The following is a 16,838-nucleotide window of genomic DNA, read 5'->3' as shown; positions in this document are numbered from 1 at the left end:
TGTTAGAGGTCGGATACCTAATTTGAGCAAAAACGCGTATTATCAGGTCGTAATCGTCAAAAATGATGACATTCATTCCTCGCTCATCAGGTTGCCTATGAGCAAGAAACCAGCACTATACCACAGGAGTGCCTAAGCAGGGTGAAAGTCGAGCATCAAAAATCAGCTATCTTAACCTCGGAAAAGATGACACTACTTGTCACTAGCAGTCGGAACTTTGCATGACACCATTTGTTCTTCTGATCATTATTGCCGCCTATCTGCTTGGCTCAGTATCAAGTGCCGTACTGATCTGCCGCCTTTATGGCCTACCCGATCCACGGGATAGCGGCTCGGGCAACCCGGGGGCCACCAATGTCCTGCGCCTGGGTGGGCGCGGTGCAGCCGCAATGGTCCTCGTCTGCGATATTCTCAAAGGCATGGTACCAGTCTGGTTTAGCTATTTTATCGGGGTTAACCCATTTCTGCTTGGCATCATCGGTATTGCTGCGTGTCTCGGCCATATCTACCCTATCTTTTTTCATTTCCGCGGGGGAAAAGGCGTTGCAACCGCACTAGGAGCACTGGCACCAATTGGCTGGGATCTTAGCGGGATGCTGATCGGCACCTGGCTGCTGACAGTCTTGATCTTCGGCTATTCGTCACTCGGCTCGTTGATCACCGCACTGGCTGCGCCCATGTTTACCTGGCTAATCAAGCCCGAATACACCATGCCCGTTTCGATGCTTTCCTGCCTGATTGTGTTTCGCCATCACGACAATGTCCGTCGTCTGCTGGAAGGGAAAGAAAGTAAAATTTGGCAAAAATTTAGCCGCAAAACCAAACTATAGACAAGCTGGCTGTTGCGGCTTCTGTATCAGCACCAGCGGTTAGTGAAGCCAGTGCTGCTATGTGGATTGACGATTATTCGCTGATCGGCTTTAGCTGATCAATTGGCCAACGAGGGTGGGCTTTTACCGCAAGATCCATTGTTTCCTGGTTCTTCAGGCGCTGCATGCCCGCATACGCAATCATTGCACCGTTATCGGTACAGAACTCGGTACGCGGGTAGAAGACTTCCCCTTTCATTCCGGTCATCAGTTTTTCCAGCTCTTGGCGCAGGTACTTGTTCGCACTCACACCGCCGGCAATCACCAGACGCTTAAAACCAGTCTGCTTCAGGGCACGCTTGCATTTAATGGCCAGGGTATCAACCACTGCTTCCTGGAATGCAAAAGCAATATCAGCACGGGTTTGCTCGTCATCGTCGTTGGCTCGGATCGTATTGGCAGCGAATGTTTTCAGGCCAGAGAAGCTAAAATCCAGTCCCGGACGATCGGTCATCGGGCGCGGGAACTTGAAACGCCCCGGCGTACCGTTTTCTGCCAGCTTCGACAGCAACGGCCCCCCCGGGTAATCCAGCCCCATCAGCTTAGCCGTTTTATCAAACGCCTCACCTGCCGCATCATCAATCGACTCCCCGAGAATTTGGTATTCGCCAATCCCCTTCACTTCGACCATCATGGTATGGCCACCGGAAACCAGCAGCGCCACAAACGGAAATTCTGGCGAATTCTCTTCCAGCATCGGTGCCAGCAGGTGTCCTTCCATATGGTGAACAGCTACCGCCGGTAAATCCCATGCGTACGCCAAGCTACGTCCAATTGTCGCCCCAACCAATAGGGCGCCGACCAGACCCGGACCAGCCGTGTAAGCAACACCATCCAGATCTGCGGGGGTTAGCCCGGCGTCGGCCAGTGCTTCCTTGATCAGCGGAATGGTCTTCTTAACATGGTCACGCGAAGCCAGTTCAGGCACCACACCGCCGTAGTCCGCGTGCAGTTTTACCTGACTGTAAAGTTCATGTGCCAATAGGCCTTTTTCATCATCGAAAATTGCCACACCTGTTTCGTCACAGGAGGTTTCGATGCCCAGTATACGCATAACAACCTCTATACTTATCGTAATTGAGGGCAATGTTACCGCCCTTAACAGAAATTAACCAGTTCAGGGTTGCAGAATGCTTTACAAATGCCCCCAGATCAGATTAGAATTTCGCACCATTTTTAATCAGCTGACACTCTTCGACTGTCAGCGTTAAACCGAATCACTCTGAGGTGAGTATTACATGCCAGTAATCAAAGTACGTGAAAACGAACCGTTTGACGTAGCACTACGTCGTTTCAAGCGCTCTTGCGAAAAAGCAGGTATCCTTTCTGAAGTACGTCGTCGTGAACACTTCGAAAAGCCAACTACTGTACGTAAGCGTGCGAAAGCAGCGGCTGTTAAGCGTCACCTGAAGAAATTGGCTCGCGAAAACGCGCGTCGCGTTCGTCTGTACTAATCTGACGATTAACAGAAGGAACGTGCTATGACTCTGATTGACCGTCTTAAGGACGAACAAAAAGCGGCGATGAAGGCTAAAAACAAGCCTCGCCTAGGTGCTATCCGTTTAGTTATGGCTGCCATCAAACAGCGTGAAGTTGACGAGAAGATCACTCTTTCCGAAGACGACGTGCTGGCAGTTCTGACCAAAATGGTGAAACAGCGTCGTGATTCTGTAGCTCAATATGAAGCTGCAAATCGTCAGGACCTTGCTGATGTTGAACTTGCTGAAATCTCAGTACTGGAAGAGTTCATGCCTCAACCACTGAGCGACGACGAAGTTGCTGCTCTGCTGGATGAAGCAATTGCTGCTACCGGTGCTGCCAGCATGCAAGACATGGGCAAGCTGATGGGCGTACTGAAACCGCAAGTTCAGGGTCGTGCCGATATGGGTAAAGTTAGCCAATTAGTGAAAGCTAAACTTAGCTAATACTAACCCAATTCTGCAACAAGCCGTGCTATCCATCTAGGAATGCGCGGCTTGTTTGTATTTTATCTCCATAATTCTTAAACTCATACTCCCGTTTTCTCAGGTAAAGCTCACTCTATGGCAGGAAAAATCCCTCGTTCATTTATCGATGATCTCATCGCACGACATGACATCGTGGATATTGTCGATGCCAGGGTGAAGCTAAAAAAACAGGGCAAGAACTTTGGTGCTTGCTGTCCGTTCCATAACGAGAAAACCCCTTCCTTTTCTGTCAGCCAGGAAAAACAGTTCTATCACTGCTTCGGCTGCGGTGCCCACGGAAATGTCCTCGACTTTGTCATGGAGTTCGACCGTCTTGAATTTGTCGAGGCGATTGAAGAGCTGTCCTCGCAACTCGGCCTGGAAGTCCCTCGGGAACAAGGCAGTGGCGGCGGCCCGTCTGCACCTCGCAGCAAGGAAAAGTTAGGCCTGTATGAGATGATGGGGCAGATATCCCAGTTCTACAAATCCCAACTGCGTACTTCGGAAAGCCAGATTGCAGTCGACTACCTCAAAGGCCGAGGACTGTCGGGAGAAGTCGTCCAGAAATTTGGTATCGGTTTTGTGCCCGATCAATGGGATATGGTTCGTACCCGTTTTGGCCGAGATGCTGAATCGCAAAAATCACTTGTCACAGCAGGCATGCTGATCGAAAACGATAACGGTCGCCGCTATGACCGCTTCCGTGGCCGAGTGATGTTTCCGATTCATGATCGCCGGGGCCGAGTGATCGGTTTTGGTGGCCGAGTCTTGGGCGACGGTACTCCCAAATACCTCAACTCACCGGAAACCCCGATTTTCCATAAAGGCCGGGAGCTTTACGGCCTCTATGAGGTCCTGCAAGCCCACCGAGAACCAGAAAAACTATTGGTGGTAGAAGGTTATATGGATGTGGTGGCTCTGGCCCAGTTCGGTGTCGACTACGCAGTCGCCTCGCTCGGTACATCCACGACCGGTGACCATATCCAAACCATGTTCCGCCAGACCGGTACCGTTGTCTGCTGTTATGACGGTGACCGCGCGGGTCGGGATGCGGCATGGCGGGCCATGGAGCAGGCGCTGCCCTACCTCACCGATGGTCGCCAGCTTAAGTTCATGTTCCTGCCCGATGGCGAAGACCCGGATACCTACATCCGCCAGTACGGCCAGGAAGGCTTTGAACAGCAAGTTCAAAGTGCGATGCCGCTGTCTGAGTTCATGTTTACCACTCTGCTGCAGCAGGTCGATACCAGCAGCCGGGAAGGCAAGGCAAAGCTCAGTACCCTGGCAGTGCCACTCATTGACAAGGTCCCGGGCGGCACACTACGGCTATACTTACGTGAGATGCTTGGCAAAAAATTAGGCCTGCCTGACGAAGCACAACTTCAGCAGCTAATCTCTAAACAAGGCACCGAGACAAAAAAAGTCGGCCAGCCCGAGATCAAGCGCACGCCAATGCGTGAGGTGATTGCCCTGCTGATCCAGAACCCCCATTTTGTGAATAGCCTCGAGTTCGACATGGCTGCATTTGAAGGGATCGATGTCGCAGGACTAAATTTATTAATATCAGTAGTTGATAAATGCCGAACTAACCCCAATATAACTACAGGCCAGCTATTAGAGTACTGGCGTGGTAGCAAAAGCGAAAATATGATGGCCCGTCTGGCCGCATGGCAGCTACCCCTCGCAAAAGACGAGGATAACACTCTAGATGTATTTTTAGACGCAATGGACAAAGTCATAGACCAGTGCGTCAAACAACAAATCGAAAAGTTGCAGGCTAAATCGAACACCGTCGGCTTATCAGTCGAAGAAAAGCGGGAGTTGCAGTTATTGATACTCAACCGTCCCGGCTAGTAAGTGGTCAACAATTAAGAAATTTGTTATAATTATTGGTTTGCATCTCTGCATACTACATTTTCACTCAGACCCGAAGTTGGATATCGTCTATGGAGCAAAATCCGCAGTCTCAGCTAAAGTTACTTGTCGCTAAGGGCAAAGAACAAGGCTATCTGACCTACGCCGAAGTTAATGACCACTTGCCGGAAGACATCGTCGACTCCGATCAGGTGGAAGACATTATTCAGATGATTAATGACATGGGTATTAAGGTGGTTGAAACAGCCCCTGATGCCGATGAATTGATGATGACTGAAGATAATGCGGACGAAGACGCAATTGAAGCCGCAGCACAAGCCCTGTCTAGCGTAGAAAGCGAGATCGGCCGCACGACCGATCCTGTGCGCATGTATATGCGTGAAATGGGTACCGTTGAGCTACTTACTCGCGAAGGCGAGATTGATATCGCCAAGCGCATCGAAGATGGTATTAACCAGGTTCAGTGCTCAGTTGCCGAATACCCGACGGCCATCGCTCACCTGCTTGAGCAGTTCGACAAGGTTGAAGCCGATGAGCTTCGTCTAACCGACATTATTTCTGGTTTTGTTGACCCTAACGAAGAAGAGTCAGCAGCACCAACCGCAACACATATCGGCTCCGAGCTAAGCGAAACAGATCTTGAAGATGAAGATAAAGATCTTGAAGAAGACGAAGACAGCGAAGACGAAGAAGAAGATACAGGTATTGATCCTGAGCTAGCTCGTGAAAAATTCATGGAGCTGCGCCTTTCTTACGAGAAAATGGCAACAGCGATCAACACTCATGGCCGCCACGACGCGAAAACCGAAGTCGCGGTTGAAGAGTTGTCTGAAATCTTCAAGCAATTCCGTCTGATCCCGAAACAATTTGACCGCCTGGTTAGCTCGCTACGTGAATCAATGGATAAGGTTCGTACCAACGAGCGCCTTATCATGCGTATGTGTGTCGACAACAGTAAGATGCCGAAGAAAACCTTCGTCAGCTTATTTGCAGGTAATGAGTCTTCCTCTGAATGGATCGACGAAGCGCTAAATTCTGGCAAGCCTTACGCCGAGCGTCTAAAGAACTACGAAGAAGATCTTCGTCGCTCATCGCTTAAGCTGCGTATGCTGGAAGAAGAGACTGGCCTGTCTATCGAACGCATCAAAGACATCAGCCGTCGCATGTCTATTGGTGAAGCAAAAGCGCGCCGTGCCAAGAAAGAAATGGTTGAAGCAAACTTACGTCTGGTTATTTCAATTGCCAAGAAATACACCAACCGCGGTCTGCAGTTCCTGGATCTGATCCAGGAAGGTAACATCGGCCTGATGAAAGCCGTAGATAAGTTCGAATACCGTCGTGGTTATAAGTTCTCGACCTACGCAACATGGTGGATCCGCCAGGCGATCACTCGTTCAATCGCTGATCAGGCGCGTACTATCCGTATCCCTGTTCACATGATCGAAACCATCAACAAACTGAACCGTATCTCTCGCCAGATGCTTCAGGAGATGGGTCGTGAGCCACTGCCGGAAGAACTGGCAGAGCGTATGCAAATGCCGGAAGACAAAATCCGCAAGGTCCTGAAGATTGCCAAAGAGCCAATCTCAATGGAAACCCCAATCGGTGACGACGAAGATTCGCACCTAGGTGACTTCATTGAAGATACCACGCTTCAGCTACCGATGGATGCAGCCACGGCGACGAACCTGCGCGGTGCGACCAATGACGTACTGGCCGGCCTGACACCTCGTGAGGCGAAAGTCCTACGTATGCGTTTCGGTATCGATATGAACACTGACCACACGCTAGAAGAAGTGGGCAAACAGTTCGATGTTACCCGTGAGCGTATCCGTCAGATCGAAGCCAAAGCACTACGTAAACTGCGTCACCCAAGCCGCTCTGACGTATTGCGTAGCTTCCTTGATGAATAGTCATCAACGCTAGAGCATCAAAAAAGCGAGCCAATGGCTCGCTTTTTTATTACTCGCAATATAAAGAAATATCAGTACCTTAGGCTTTTCCCTCTGATATCGCAAAATCTCATTAACTGCTTAAAAAGCAGACAAAACAATCACTTTATTCGCTAGACAAGCGCCTGACCATCCCATATAATTTCCCGCACATTGGCCCCTTAGCTCAGTGGTTAGAGCAGGCGACTCATAATCGCTTGGTCCCCAGTTCAAGTCTGGGAGGGGCCACCACTCTCTTGTGGTAAAGAATTCGAGAAGGCTGCCTAATGGCGGCCTTTTTTAGATCTAAACTTTTCCTACGGCTCCGCCCCTACGAAAGACCTTCCCTCTATATTCTTAACTTTCCTCTTGTTTACAGGCCATCAGGAAACAAACTGTTTACACGAATCAACACTGAGTGCATCTCAATTTATTTCATAGCTAGAAATAAATCATCTATTGATGCATAACAAAAAAAATCTGTGAAATAAGTAGATAATCTCACCCTCTTTTCGCAGAACTGATGAAAAGTTTGCGCGTTATCACAAGGTGATAAAAGAGTTAGACTGTGCTATAATCCGTAGCTTGTTTGTTAGACAATTTTATGTCAGTACAACACACTTTCGTCATGATGACGTGAGACCATCTTTCAAGGAAGGGACGGCAAGAACAAAACATGTATGCAAGAGCTGCCTTATGAGAGCAAGACCAATGCTCTCATAAGGCAATATTTTTGTAAAAAATTTGTATTATCACTTATATCTGAGCACTAAAAGTTGCAGGTATTTGATCTGCGCCTCACTTTGTAGGCGTATTTCAACATAAATGCACCTCGTTTTTCAGGTATAACACTGTGATTCACATTTCCCTTGGGTAAAAGTTCGTCCGGAGACAATCCTCAATGAAAAAGACTAAGATCGTATGTACGATTGGACCTAAAACAGAATCAGTTGAAATGCTTACTAAGCTAGCTAACGCTGGTATGAACGTAATGCGTCTTAACTTCTCGCACGGTGACTTTGCAGAGCACGGTCAGCGTATCGAAAACCTGCGTGAAGTAATGGCTGCAACTGGTAAGCAACTAGCAGTTCTACTTGATACTAAAGGTCCTGAAATCCGTACTATCAAGCTAGAAAACGGTCAAGACTTTTCTCTGGTTGCTGGCCAAGAGTTCACTTTCACTACAGATACTTCTGTTATCGGTAACCAAGACCGCGTTGCGGTAACTTACCCTGGCTTCGCTAAAGATCTTACGAAAGGCAACACTATCCTAGTGGATGATGGCCTAATCGAGATGGAAGTTCTTGAAACAACTGAAACTGAAGTTAAGTGTAAAGTGCTTAACAACGGTGACCTAGGTGAAAACAAAGGTGTTAACCTACCTGGCGTTTCAGTAAAACTTCCTGCACTAGCAGAAAAAGACAAAGCTGACCTTAAATTCGGTTGTGAGCAAGGCGTTGACTTCGTTGCTGCTTCTTTCATCCGTAAAGCTGAAGACGTGAAAGAAATCCGTGAGCTACTAAATGCAAACGGCGGCGAGAAGATCCAGATCATCTCTAAAATCGAAAACCAGGAAGGTGTTGATAACTTCGACGCTATCCTAGAAGCGTCTGACGGTATCATGGTTGCTCGTGGTGACCTAGGTGTTGAGATCCCAGTTGAAGAAGTTATCTTCGCGCAGAAGATGATGATCGAGAAGTGTAACCGTGCACGTAAAGTCGTTATCACTGCGACTCAGATGCTTGATTCTATGATCAAGAACCCACGTCCAACTCGTGCAGAAGCGGGTGACGTTGCGAACGCAATCATGGATGGTACTGATGCAGTAATGCTTTCAGGTGAATCTGCGAAGGGTAAATACCCAATCGAAGCTGTAACTATCATGGCTCAAATCTGTGAGCGTACTGATGCAGCTCTTAAAGCAGAGCTAGGCTCTCGCCTAGACAGCCCACGCCTACGTATCACTGAAGCGGTATGTAAAGGTGCTGTTGATACTTCAGAGAAGCTAAGCGCTCCACTAATCGTAGTTGCTACAGAAGCTGGTAAATCTGCACGCTCTGTACGTAAGTACTTCCCAACAGCAAACATCCTAGCTGTTACAACTAACACCAAGACTGCTGCTCAGCTAGCACTAACTAAAGGTGTTACGCCAGTTGTTGTTGAGTCTATCGAAAACACTGACGCATTCTACGGTCGTGGTAAAGAGCTTGCACTAGAAACAGGCCTTGGCGCTAAAGGCGATATCGTTGTTATGGTATCTGGCGCGCTAGTTCCTTCTGGCACAACTAACACAGCTTCAGTACACGTACTATAAGACGTATTCTGAATCACAAACGGGAGCCTTAAGGCTCCCGTTTTTTTTTGCCTTTTCACAGCCACATACCAATCATAATGCATATTTAATCATTCTTGCTAAACGGTAGTGACTCACATAACCCGCGTTTCTCTATCGCCCCGTCAGTTTTTCCATCGTATACTCACGTTGTAGCATGATTCTCACAGGGTATAGTTTTCGCTTGCCAGCCTACGCTCTGACAATGATTGGAACGGCACTTGCCTCTTTGACCAATCAACCTCCATCAGCTACAGCCAGATATCCCCTCAAGCGATAAGCGCTTAGGGCTAAAACAATAAAAAAATGAGGAACGCAGTGTCTAGTCCTACTTTGACCAACCAAGTCATGGAAATGATTCGACAAGACATCTTGCTCGGTGAACTTGCTCCGGGACAAAAGCTTGTTGTTGCAGACTTAAAATCCCGTTATGACGTCGGTGCCTCTCCCATTCGGGAAGCACTGGTACAATTATCGTGGAAAAAATACGTAAACTTCGCGCCACAAAAAGGCTGCTGGGTAGCGCCGGTATCGGTAACCGAACTCGAAGAGCTGTTTGAAACCAATCAACTTCTATCACAGGCTCTGCTTGAACGCGCCATGCAAAATGGCGATGAAGCCTGGGAGCTCAATATTCTGACTAGCTTTCACAAACTCAGCCGAATTAATCCGGCTGAGGTTGATGTAGATTTCAACGAATGGGAAAAGCGTCACAGCCAGTTTCACCTTTCCCTGTTAGAAGGCAGCCAATCCACCGTGATGCTGGGACTCTACCGCGAAGTCTATGAACAGATAGAACGCTACCGCCATATCTGGGTAAGCCGAACCCGCCACTATGAGGAACGCTACCACGACAACGGCGAGCACGAGGCAATGATGAAGGCCGTACTCAACCGCAATCATGAAGAAGCACTTACCCTACTGAGCAATCACTCCCTACGTGCCATGGAGATGATCAAAACCTACCTCTAAATACAAGCAACCTCTTCTGGCCTGCTGAATACTCCGCCAATGAATTACCAGAATATCTCTTTATGGTGGGTGTTCAGCAACAGTACTGCCAGCAGGAAATAAAGCGCGCTGACGTTGAAGCCAAGTAAAAATAGGCCTAGGGTGGTCAACCGAACCAAAAATTTATTAACCATCGCCATACTCCTTCTATCAAGCGCCACTGCGCCAACCCGCTGTGCCAGTCAGGCGACGTAGACCTTGATCTAATAGCGGCCATCAGAAAGTCCTACCAAAAGAACAGCTGTGCAACGAAAGCTCTGGCACCTATTAGACTTTAGTCTAATAAGAAACACCTTTCCGGACAAAATATCCGAGGCTAACGCTGCCCACAATGCTGATCGGCTGTAGCAGAAAAGAGGATAACAAGAGCCATTGCACTCTGAAATCAACACAAAAACCATCAACAAAACAAGCCCGACTCAGGGTTCCCTGAGCCGGGCTTGTTGTTAGTATCAGAGAGTTTCGGAGCGGAAACTAAGCTTTCAACGCCCGCTCGCCGCGGGCAATGCCCACCACGCCACTACGGGCCACCTCAATAATCTCGGTGGCCTCACCCACAGCCGAGATAAATGCATCCAGCTTGTCACTGGTTCCCGCCAACTGGATCGTGTAGATCTGAGTGGTTACATCGACAATCTGGCCGCGGAAGATATCGGCCGTGCGCTTGACCTCAGCCCGCGCAAAACCGCTGGCCTTCACTTTAACCAACATCAGCTCACGCTCGACATGCTCGGTCTCGGTCACGTTGCTCACCTTGAGAATATCAATCAGCTTATGCAGTTGCTTCTCGATTTGCTCAAGAGCGGCATCGTCTTCAACATTGGTCGTAATGTTCAAACGCGATAGCGTCGGATCATCCGTCGGTGCCACCGTCAGTGATTCAATATTGTAGCCACGCTGGGAAAACAGGCCAACCACCCGTGACAATGCGCCCGATTCATTTTCTAGTAGTACTGATACAATCCTGCGCATTATGTTCTCTCCGTTTTGCTTAGCCACATTTCACTCATTGAACCACCACGAATCAGCATCGGGTACACATGCTCGGTTTCATCGACACTGATATCGATAAATACCAACTTCTCTTTCAATGCCAGTGCTTTTTCCAGCTCGCCCTCAAGCTTGGCCGGATCCGAAATACGAACCCCGACATGGCCATAGGCCTCGGCAATTGCAGCAAAGTCCGGCACGGAATCCATGTAGGAATGAGAGTGGCGTCCTTGATAAATCATATCCTGCCATTGTTTCACCATTCCCAGGAAGCGGTTGTTAAGGTTGATGATTTTAACCGGGATATCATACTGCAGCGCTGTCGACAGTTCCTGGATATTCATCTGGATACTGCCATCACCTGTCACACATACGACCTCGGCATCGGGCAGCGCAAACTTAACCCCCATGGCGGCAGGCAGACCGAAGCCCATGGTGCCAAGGCCGCCTGAGTTAATCCAGCGACGCGGCTTATCAAACGGGTAGTACAGCGCCGCAAACATCTGGTGCTGGCCAACATCCGACGCGACATAGGCCTCGCCGTTGGTGAGCTTATACAGTACCTCGATAACCTCCTGAGGTTTGATACGTTCATTGCTAGTGTCATAGCTCAGGCACTTGCGCGCACGCCACGACTCAATTTCGCTCCACCACTCATCGATAGCCGGCTGATCATTACTACCACTCTGCTCATCAAGTAACTTAAGCATGCTATTTAGCACCGTATCGGCCGAACCGACGATGGGGATATCGACCGCAATGGTTTTTGATATCGAAGACGGGTCAATATCAATATGCATGATCGTGGCATTCGGGCAGTACTTCTCGACATTGTTGGTAGTCCGGTCATCAAACCGCACCCCTATCCCGAAAATCAGATCCGAGTTATGCATCGCCATATTGGCTTCATAGGTGCCGTGCATCCCTAACATACCCAGGCAGTTATGGTGCGATCCCGGGAAGGCGCCCAACCCCATCAGGGTATTAACAACAGGAATATTCAGGGACTCGGCCAGCTTGAGGATCTGCTCACCGCAATCAGACATGATGGCGCCCCCGCCAACATACAGCACCGGTTTCTTCGCCGCCAGCAAGGCTCTAACTCCCCGCTTGATCTGACCTTTATGCCCCTGAGTCGTCGGGCTGTATGAGCGCATCGCGATAGACTCAGGATACTTGTAAGGATAGGTTTCAGCCGGGTTTAGCATATCTTTCGGGATATCAATAACCACAGGGCCAGGACGGCCACTGGATGCAATATAGAAAGCTTTTTTGATGATCTCTGGGATATCTTCGGGTTGCTTGACCAAAAAGCTGTGTTTAACCACAGGGCGGGAAATACCCACCATGTCACACTCCTGGAAGGCATCATTACCAATCAGGTTACTCATCACCTGACCGGAAAAAACAACCATGGGAATAGAGTCCATATATGCCGTGGCAATACCGGTAATCGCATTGGTCGCACCAGGACCGGAAGTGACGAGCACCACCCCGACTTCACCTGTTGCACGGGCATAGCCATCAGCCATATGTACCGCAGCCTGCTCATGACGGACGAGAACATGCTCAATATCGCTTTTCTCATGCAGGGCGTCGTAAATATCAAGCACCGAGCCGCCAGGGTATCCGAAGATATGTTTTACGCCTTGATCGATCATCGATCGAACGATCATGTCAGCGCCGGACAACATTTCCATATTTTTTGCCTCCAGGTCGAGTACATCACCCCATATAGCTAATTCTTCCGACATATACTCGGCTGCTGTAACCTGGCCAACTACCGTAAACTGGGAGGTATTCACGAAGGTGTTTATTAACGTATTCGCAAAGGTGTTCACGCTAATTGGTCAGCATGGGTAGCACAGCAGCTTCATCATGCTCGGATAAGGTTTTTCCACCGCTTTCAATATTGTGGCAGGATAGAAATTCCAAAAACATCACATCAATTAGCTATACGGGCTGATATAACATAGTTAGGGCTTATTTTTAGCCTAAAGTGAAATCTATTATGTTTCGTCATGCTATGTGAGCCGCTGCCAGTCATAACAAGCAGCAGTAACCCGCAACAACTTTAACGCTTTTTTAGCAATTAAGTCTATTGCCTAAAGGCAGTTCATGGTTTTCATCTAGATCCCAGTGAAATGCACTCTCTTCATTCGGCAGACTTGTTATGCAATAGAGATCATCACCTAAATAATAATGACTATTAAGGTTATTCATCTATCAGGGAAACCTAAGAACAGCAAGGATGGTGGCGGCAACTAGGCATCGCCATGTTCAGTAACGGCGGAGAGAAATCCAATATGACAAAGGAGCCGGACGGCTCCTTTGTTTTCATCGAGGCAAGAGAGGGATCAGCGGTTAATGGTGACCGGCAGATTTTTTATGACTCTCTTCGTACATACGTTCAATTTCCTGGTGGTAGCGATCATGAATCACCTTGCGGCGCAGTTTCTGCGTCGGGGTCAGTTCGCCTTTGTCCATAGAGAATGCGATTGGCAGCAGCGTAAACTTCTTCACCTGCTCAAAACGAGCCAGATCTTTTTGCAGTTCAACGACTCGCTTCTCAATCAACTCAACGATCTGACTATGTTTCACCAACTCGAGGCGATCTTGATACTTGATGTTCAGTTCACGGGCATGCTCTTCCAGTGTTTCGAAACAAGGGACGATCAACGCGGACACAAACTTACGGGTATCGGCAATCACTGCAATCTGCTCGATGAAGTGATCTTTACCAATCGCACCTTCAATCACCTGCGGCGCAATATACTTGCCGCCCGATGTTTTCATCAGCTCTTTAATACGGTCGGTGATAAACAGATTACCGTCTTCATCGAATTTACCCGCATCACCGGTTTTCAGGAAGCCGTCTTCTGTAAAGTTCTTAGCGGTTTCTTCCGGCATCTTATAGTAACCACGCATTACCATCGGGCCACGAACCAGGATCTCGTTATTGTCGCCAATTTTCACTTCAGCCCCCGGCATCGGCATACCAATAGAGTCAGGGTTAAAGCACTTATCATCCCAGCAGGAGACGGTCGCCGTGGTTTCGGTCATCCCATAACCCAGTTTCACATTGACACCAATAGCATGGAAGAAGCGGCCAATACTCTCATCCAGCTTCGCACCACCACAAGGCATAAACTTAATCTGACCACCGAGGATCATACGCAGCTTTGACAGCACCAGCTTATCCGCAAGCTTGTAGCTCTTGGTCAACAGTAGCGATGGCTTACGCTGTTGTTGATGGCATAGAGCCATCCGCGCGCCCATATTAACCGCCCAGGTAAAAATAACCTTACGATGGAAAGGTGCGCGGGAAACTTTATCGTGTACCGCAGAGTAGATTTTCTCATATACCCGAGGAACAGCCGCCATCACATTCGGCCTGACTTCCATCAAGGTCTCTTTCAGCTTGTTGGTATCGGCCAGGTAGCAGTTCACGCCACCACGATGCAACACATAGAAGGTCCAGGCGCGTTCGAAGACATGCGACAACGGCAGGAAACAAAGAGAGGTGTCTCCCTCGTCCAGTGCCAAGTTTTGGTCATGGCCTTCAATTTGTGAGGCGATATTCGCATAGTCCAGCATCACCCCTTTCGGAGTACCGGTTGTTCCCGAGGTGTAAATCAGGGTTAGCAGATCATCCATCGTGGTCTGCTCAAGGCGTTGCTGTAACTCGGCTTCGGCTTCGGCTGAACCTTGATTAATGAAATCGCTGTAACGGCAGACCAGCGGGTGATCAGCCAATTCAACCTCGTCGGACATCACAACAATTCGTTCCAGCTGCAGGCACTCGGCAGCCACTTCAACCGCGGCATCATGCTGAGCCTGCTCACCCACAAACAGAATGCGGATATCGGCATTATTGATAATATAAGCCGCCTGCTGTGGCGTACTGGTCGGATAGATCGGAACGGTCACACACCGATTATACAGGACTGCAAAATCAGCAACTGTCCAACGCGGCATATTGTTGGAAAAAATACCGATCTTGTCCTGAACCTTCAGGCCCTGACTCAACATTGCAACGGCAAGCTGATTGATCTGCTCCCCGAACGCTGTCCAGCTAATATCCTGCCACTGGTCCTTGACCTGATGACGCAGTGCAACCCGATCACCCAAGCGGGCAATTTGGGTACGAATTCGATTTACGATGTGAAAATCACGTTCAGCCATAACTACTCTGCCATTTTGGCTTACACCTGTAAGCCTATTAGAGATGCGAAGTCTACAGTCGGCGTCAGAAAAGGCAACTGTAAAGCGTCATATTTTACTTTTTATGTTGCCACGATCTCAGTCCCGCCCCTTGCAACTACAGGCCTGACACGACTTATTAATAGAAATAATACAAAGTGTAAGAAATTACTGATACCGAGCAGGAAAAGGAACTAATGATCAAAAAAGCCAGCTTACGCTGGCTTTTTAATATCGGGGGGGACTTAGTAGGAGCTATCACCGCAAACATTCAGCAGCTGATCACGCATCCAAATATGGCCTTTGTCCTTCTGTGACGATTCATGCCAGCTTAGGTAACCACTGATTTTATCCGACTCAAACGGCAGAGGCAGAACTTTCAATTGCTGACTCTGCGCCACAGATTCTGCCAACCAACGTGGCATCACTGCAATCAGATCAGACTGGCCTGCCACGTACATAATGTTGCTCAGGCTGGCACCCTGATAAGCTTCCTGGTAAGCCGTATGCTGATTGTAAATATGATCAGCAAACATCTTCACGCCAGGGAGTGACTTCAGTACCGCATGCTTTTCAGCTGCAAATTCTGCTTCGGTAATTGAGTCACCGATGCGTGGATGGTTCCCAGCGGCAATCACTACTAGCTCGTCGCTGAACAATTCCGTACTACAGAAGCCCGGCTCGTCAAAACGGACGTAGTCGATGACGAAGTCAATTTCCTGATAACGCATTTTCTGGGCTAGCTCGGCATCAAACTCGGCTTCAAGGTGCATACGCAGGTTAGGAGCCTGCTCTGCAACATTACGTAGAATTCGCGGGGCAAAACGCATATCAGACGGACTACAAATCGCCAGTTTAAAAGTACGCGTCGATGTCTCCGGAGAGAAGATTGACGAAGGCAGTTCGTTCTTGACCAACTGAAGCGCCTGGCGAAGGGGACCAAATAGCTGCTTCGCACGCTGGGTTGGCTGAATACCACGACCATGACGGATAAACAGTTCATCGTTAAACATCACCTTCAATCGTGCTACGGCATTACTTACTGCAGGCTGTGACATACCCAGGTTATGTGCTGCACGGGTGATGTTTTGTTCCTGCATGACAGCATCAAACACAGTCAGCAAATTAAGATCAACACTTCTTAAATTGGATTCCATTTTGTAACTATCAGCTGGATGAATAGAAGAACTTCTACGTGTCATGTTTTTGCCTCTACTTGAAGAATTATTGGGGCAAAATCCTTTATGCCACCGCTGTAAAAAAGAGCGTGTCCTCAGCCCTTAGACAATTGAGCTCTTGTCCGGGATGCGGCCAGTATTATTCAAATAGATTGACGAAACCAATAGTCGATTGTCGGGAAATGTAAGCAATCATGCGCATGAAACCAAATTCAGAATACAAACACATTAAGATCAAGATGTTATGTCAGTTATAAAAAGATCTAAAATAACTATAATTAAAATAAAGGCGTAATTATAAGCAAAAAAAGCCGCTTTTTTATTCGAAAAACACACTCACCACACAAGCCAGAAAAACGCTCACCCACCTAATCAATAACTCCCAGTGATTGAAAATGAGCGCTTAGCAACGCCACCATACGGATAAAAATCGACCATCAAATCTCGCGTCAAATCTGGAAATTGAAGCTGCTGCAACAGCTATTGCCACAATTCATCACAGT

General features: G+C 48.4%; 13 protein-coding genes and 1 tRNA gene. 8 read left to right on the top strand and 6 right to left on the bottom strand.

What is annotated here, in order from left to right:
- Window positions 1–221 precede the first annotated feature (221 nt).
- Window positions 222–830 (top strand): glycerol-3-phosphate 1-O-acyltransferase PlsY, encoded by a 609-nt coding sequence (gene plsY / locus MD588_RS16185; protein ID WP_265698503.1) that lies wholly within the window; start codon window positions 222–224, stop codon window positions 828–830.
- 73 nt (window positions 831–903) lie between these two features.
- On the opposite strand, the gene tsaD is transcribed toward plsY, so the two are convergent.
- The gene (tsaD, locus tag MD588_RS16180; protein ID WP_265698501.1) at window positions 904–1,923 is read right to left on the bottom strand and encodes a tRNA (adenosine(37)-N6)-threonylcarbamoyltransferase complex transferase subunit TsaD; all 1,020 of its coding nucleotides are present in this window, start codon (window positions 1,921–1,923) and stop codon (window positions 904–906) included.
- Between the two features lie 184 nt (window positions 1,924–2,107).
- Here tsaD and rpsU point away from each other — a divergent pair, with 184 nt between their 5' ends.
- The 7 genes from rpsU to MD588_RS16145 all read left to right on the top strand — a co-directional run bounded on the left by rpsU (window position 2,108) and on the right by MD588_RS16145 (window position 9,925).
- Entirely contained in the window at window positions 2,108–2,323 is a 216-nt protein-coding gene (rpsU, locus tag MD588_RS16175; RefSeq protein WP_005301411.1) for a 30S ribosomal protein S21, read from the top strand.
- 27 nt (window positions 2,324–2,350) lie between these two features.
- Complete coding sequence (locus MD588_RS16170; RefSeq protein WP_265698500.1) at window positions 2,351–2,794, top strand: GatB/YqeY domain-containing protein; 444 nt, start codon at window positions 2,351–2,353, stop codon at window positions 2,792–2,794.
- Between the two features lie 117 nt (window positions 2,795–2,911).
- Window positions 2,912–4,669, top strand: coding sequence for a DNA primase (gene dnaG, locus MD588_RS16165; RefSeq protein WP_265698499.1), 1,758 nt, complete (start codon window positions 2,912–2,914; stop codon window positions 4,667–4,669).
- Window positions 4,670–4,761: 92 nt separating this feature from the next.
- On the top strand, window positions 4,762–6,603 hold the full coding sequence (gene rpoD / locus MD588_RS16160) for an RNA polymerase sigma factor RpoD (protein ID WP_265698498.1): 1,842 nt from the start codon (window positions 4,762–4,764) through the stop codon (window positions 6,601–6,603).
- Window positions 6,604–6,797: 194 nt separating this feature from the next.
- A tRNA-Ile gene (locus MD588_RS16155) sits at window positions 6,798–6,873 on the top strand.
- Between the two features lie 649 nt (window positions 6,874–7,522).
- Window positions 7,523–8,935 (top strand): pyruvate kinase PykF, encoded by a 1,413-nt coding sequence (gene pykF / locus MD588_RS16150; protein WP_265698497.1) that lies wholly within the window; start codon window positions 7,523–7,525, stop codon window positions 8,933–8,935.
- A 366-nt stretch (window positions 8,936–9,301) separates the two neighbouring features.
- Entirely contained in the window at window positions 9,302–9,925 is a 624-nt protein-coding gene (locus tag MD588_RS16145; protein WP_265698591.1) for a GntR family transcriptional regulator, read from the top strand.
- A 44-nt stretch (window positions 9,926–9,969) separates the two neighbouring features.
- On the opposite strand, the gene MD588_RS16140 is transcribed toward MD588_RS16145, so the two are convergent.
- From MD588_RS16140 to leuO, 5 genes are all read right to left on the bottom strand, one after another.
- Window positions 9,970–10,098, bottom strand: coding sequence for a hypothetical protein (locus tag MD588_RS16140; protein ID WP_255724956.1), 129 nt, complete (start codon window positions 10,096–10,098; stop codon window positions 9,970–9,972).
- A gap of 340 nt (window positions 10,099–10,438) precedes the next feature.
- Window positions 10,439–10,936, bottom strand: coding sequence for an acetolactate synthase small subunit (gene ilvN / locus MD588_RS16135; RefSeq protein WP_265698495.1), 498 nt, complete (start codon window positions 10,934–10,936; stop codon window positions 10,439–10,441).
- Window positions 10,936–12,654, bottom strand: a complete 1,719-nt coding sequence (locus MD588_RS16130) for an acetolactate synthase 3 large subunit (RefSeq protein ID WP_265698589.1) — start codon at window positions 12,652–12,654, stop codon at window positions 10,936–10,938. Before MD588_RS16130 ends, ilvN begins: the two co-directional genes overlap by 1 nt.
- Window positions 12,655–13,318: 664 nt before the next feature.
- Window positions 13,319–15,139: an AMP-dependent synthetase/ligase gene (locus tag MD588_RS16125; protein WP_265698493.1), complete on the bottom strand. Its 1,821-nt coding sequence runs from the start codon at window positions 15,137–15,139 to the stop codon at window positions 13,319–13,321.
- Between the two features lie 263 nt (window positions 15,140–15,402).
- On the bottom strand, window positions 15,403–16,359 hold the full coding sequence (leuO, locus tag MD588_RS16120) for a transcriptional regulator LeuO (protein WP_265698492.1): 957 nt from the start codon (window positions 16,357–16,359) through the stop codon (window positions 15,403–15,405).
- Window positions 16,360–16,838: the final 479 nt, after the last annotated feature.

Origin of the sequence: Photobacterium obscurum (assembly GCF_026191635.1) — a bacterium.
GTDB lineage: Bacteria > Pseudomonadota > Gammaproteobacteria > Enterobacterales > Vibrionaceae > Photobacterium > Photobacterium obscurum.
Note: the sequence above shows the minus strand (reverse complement) of the source record. Positions and strands in the feature narration are given on the sequence as shown.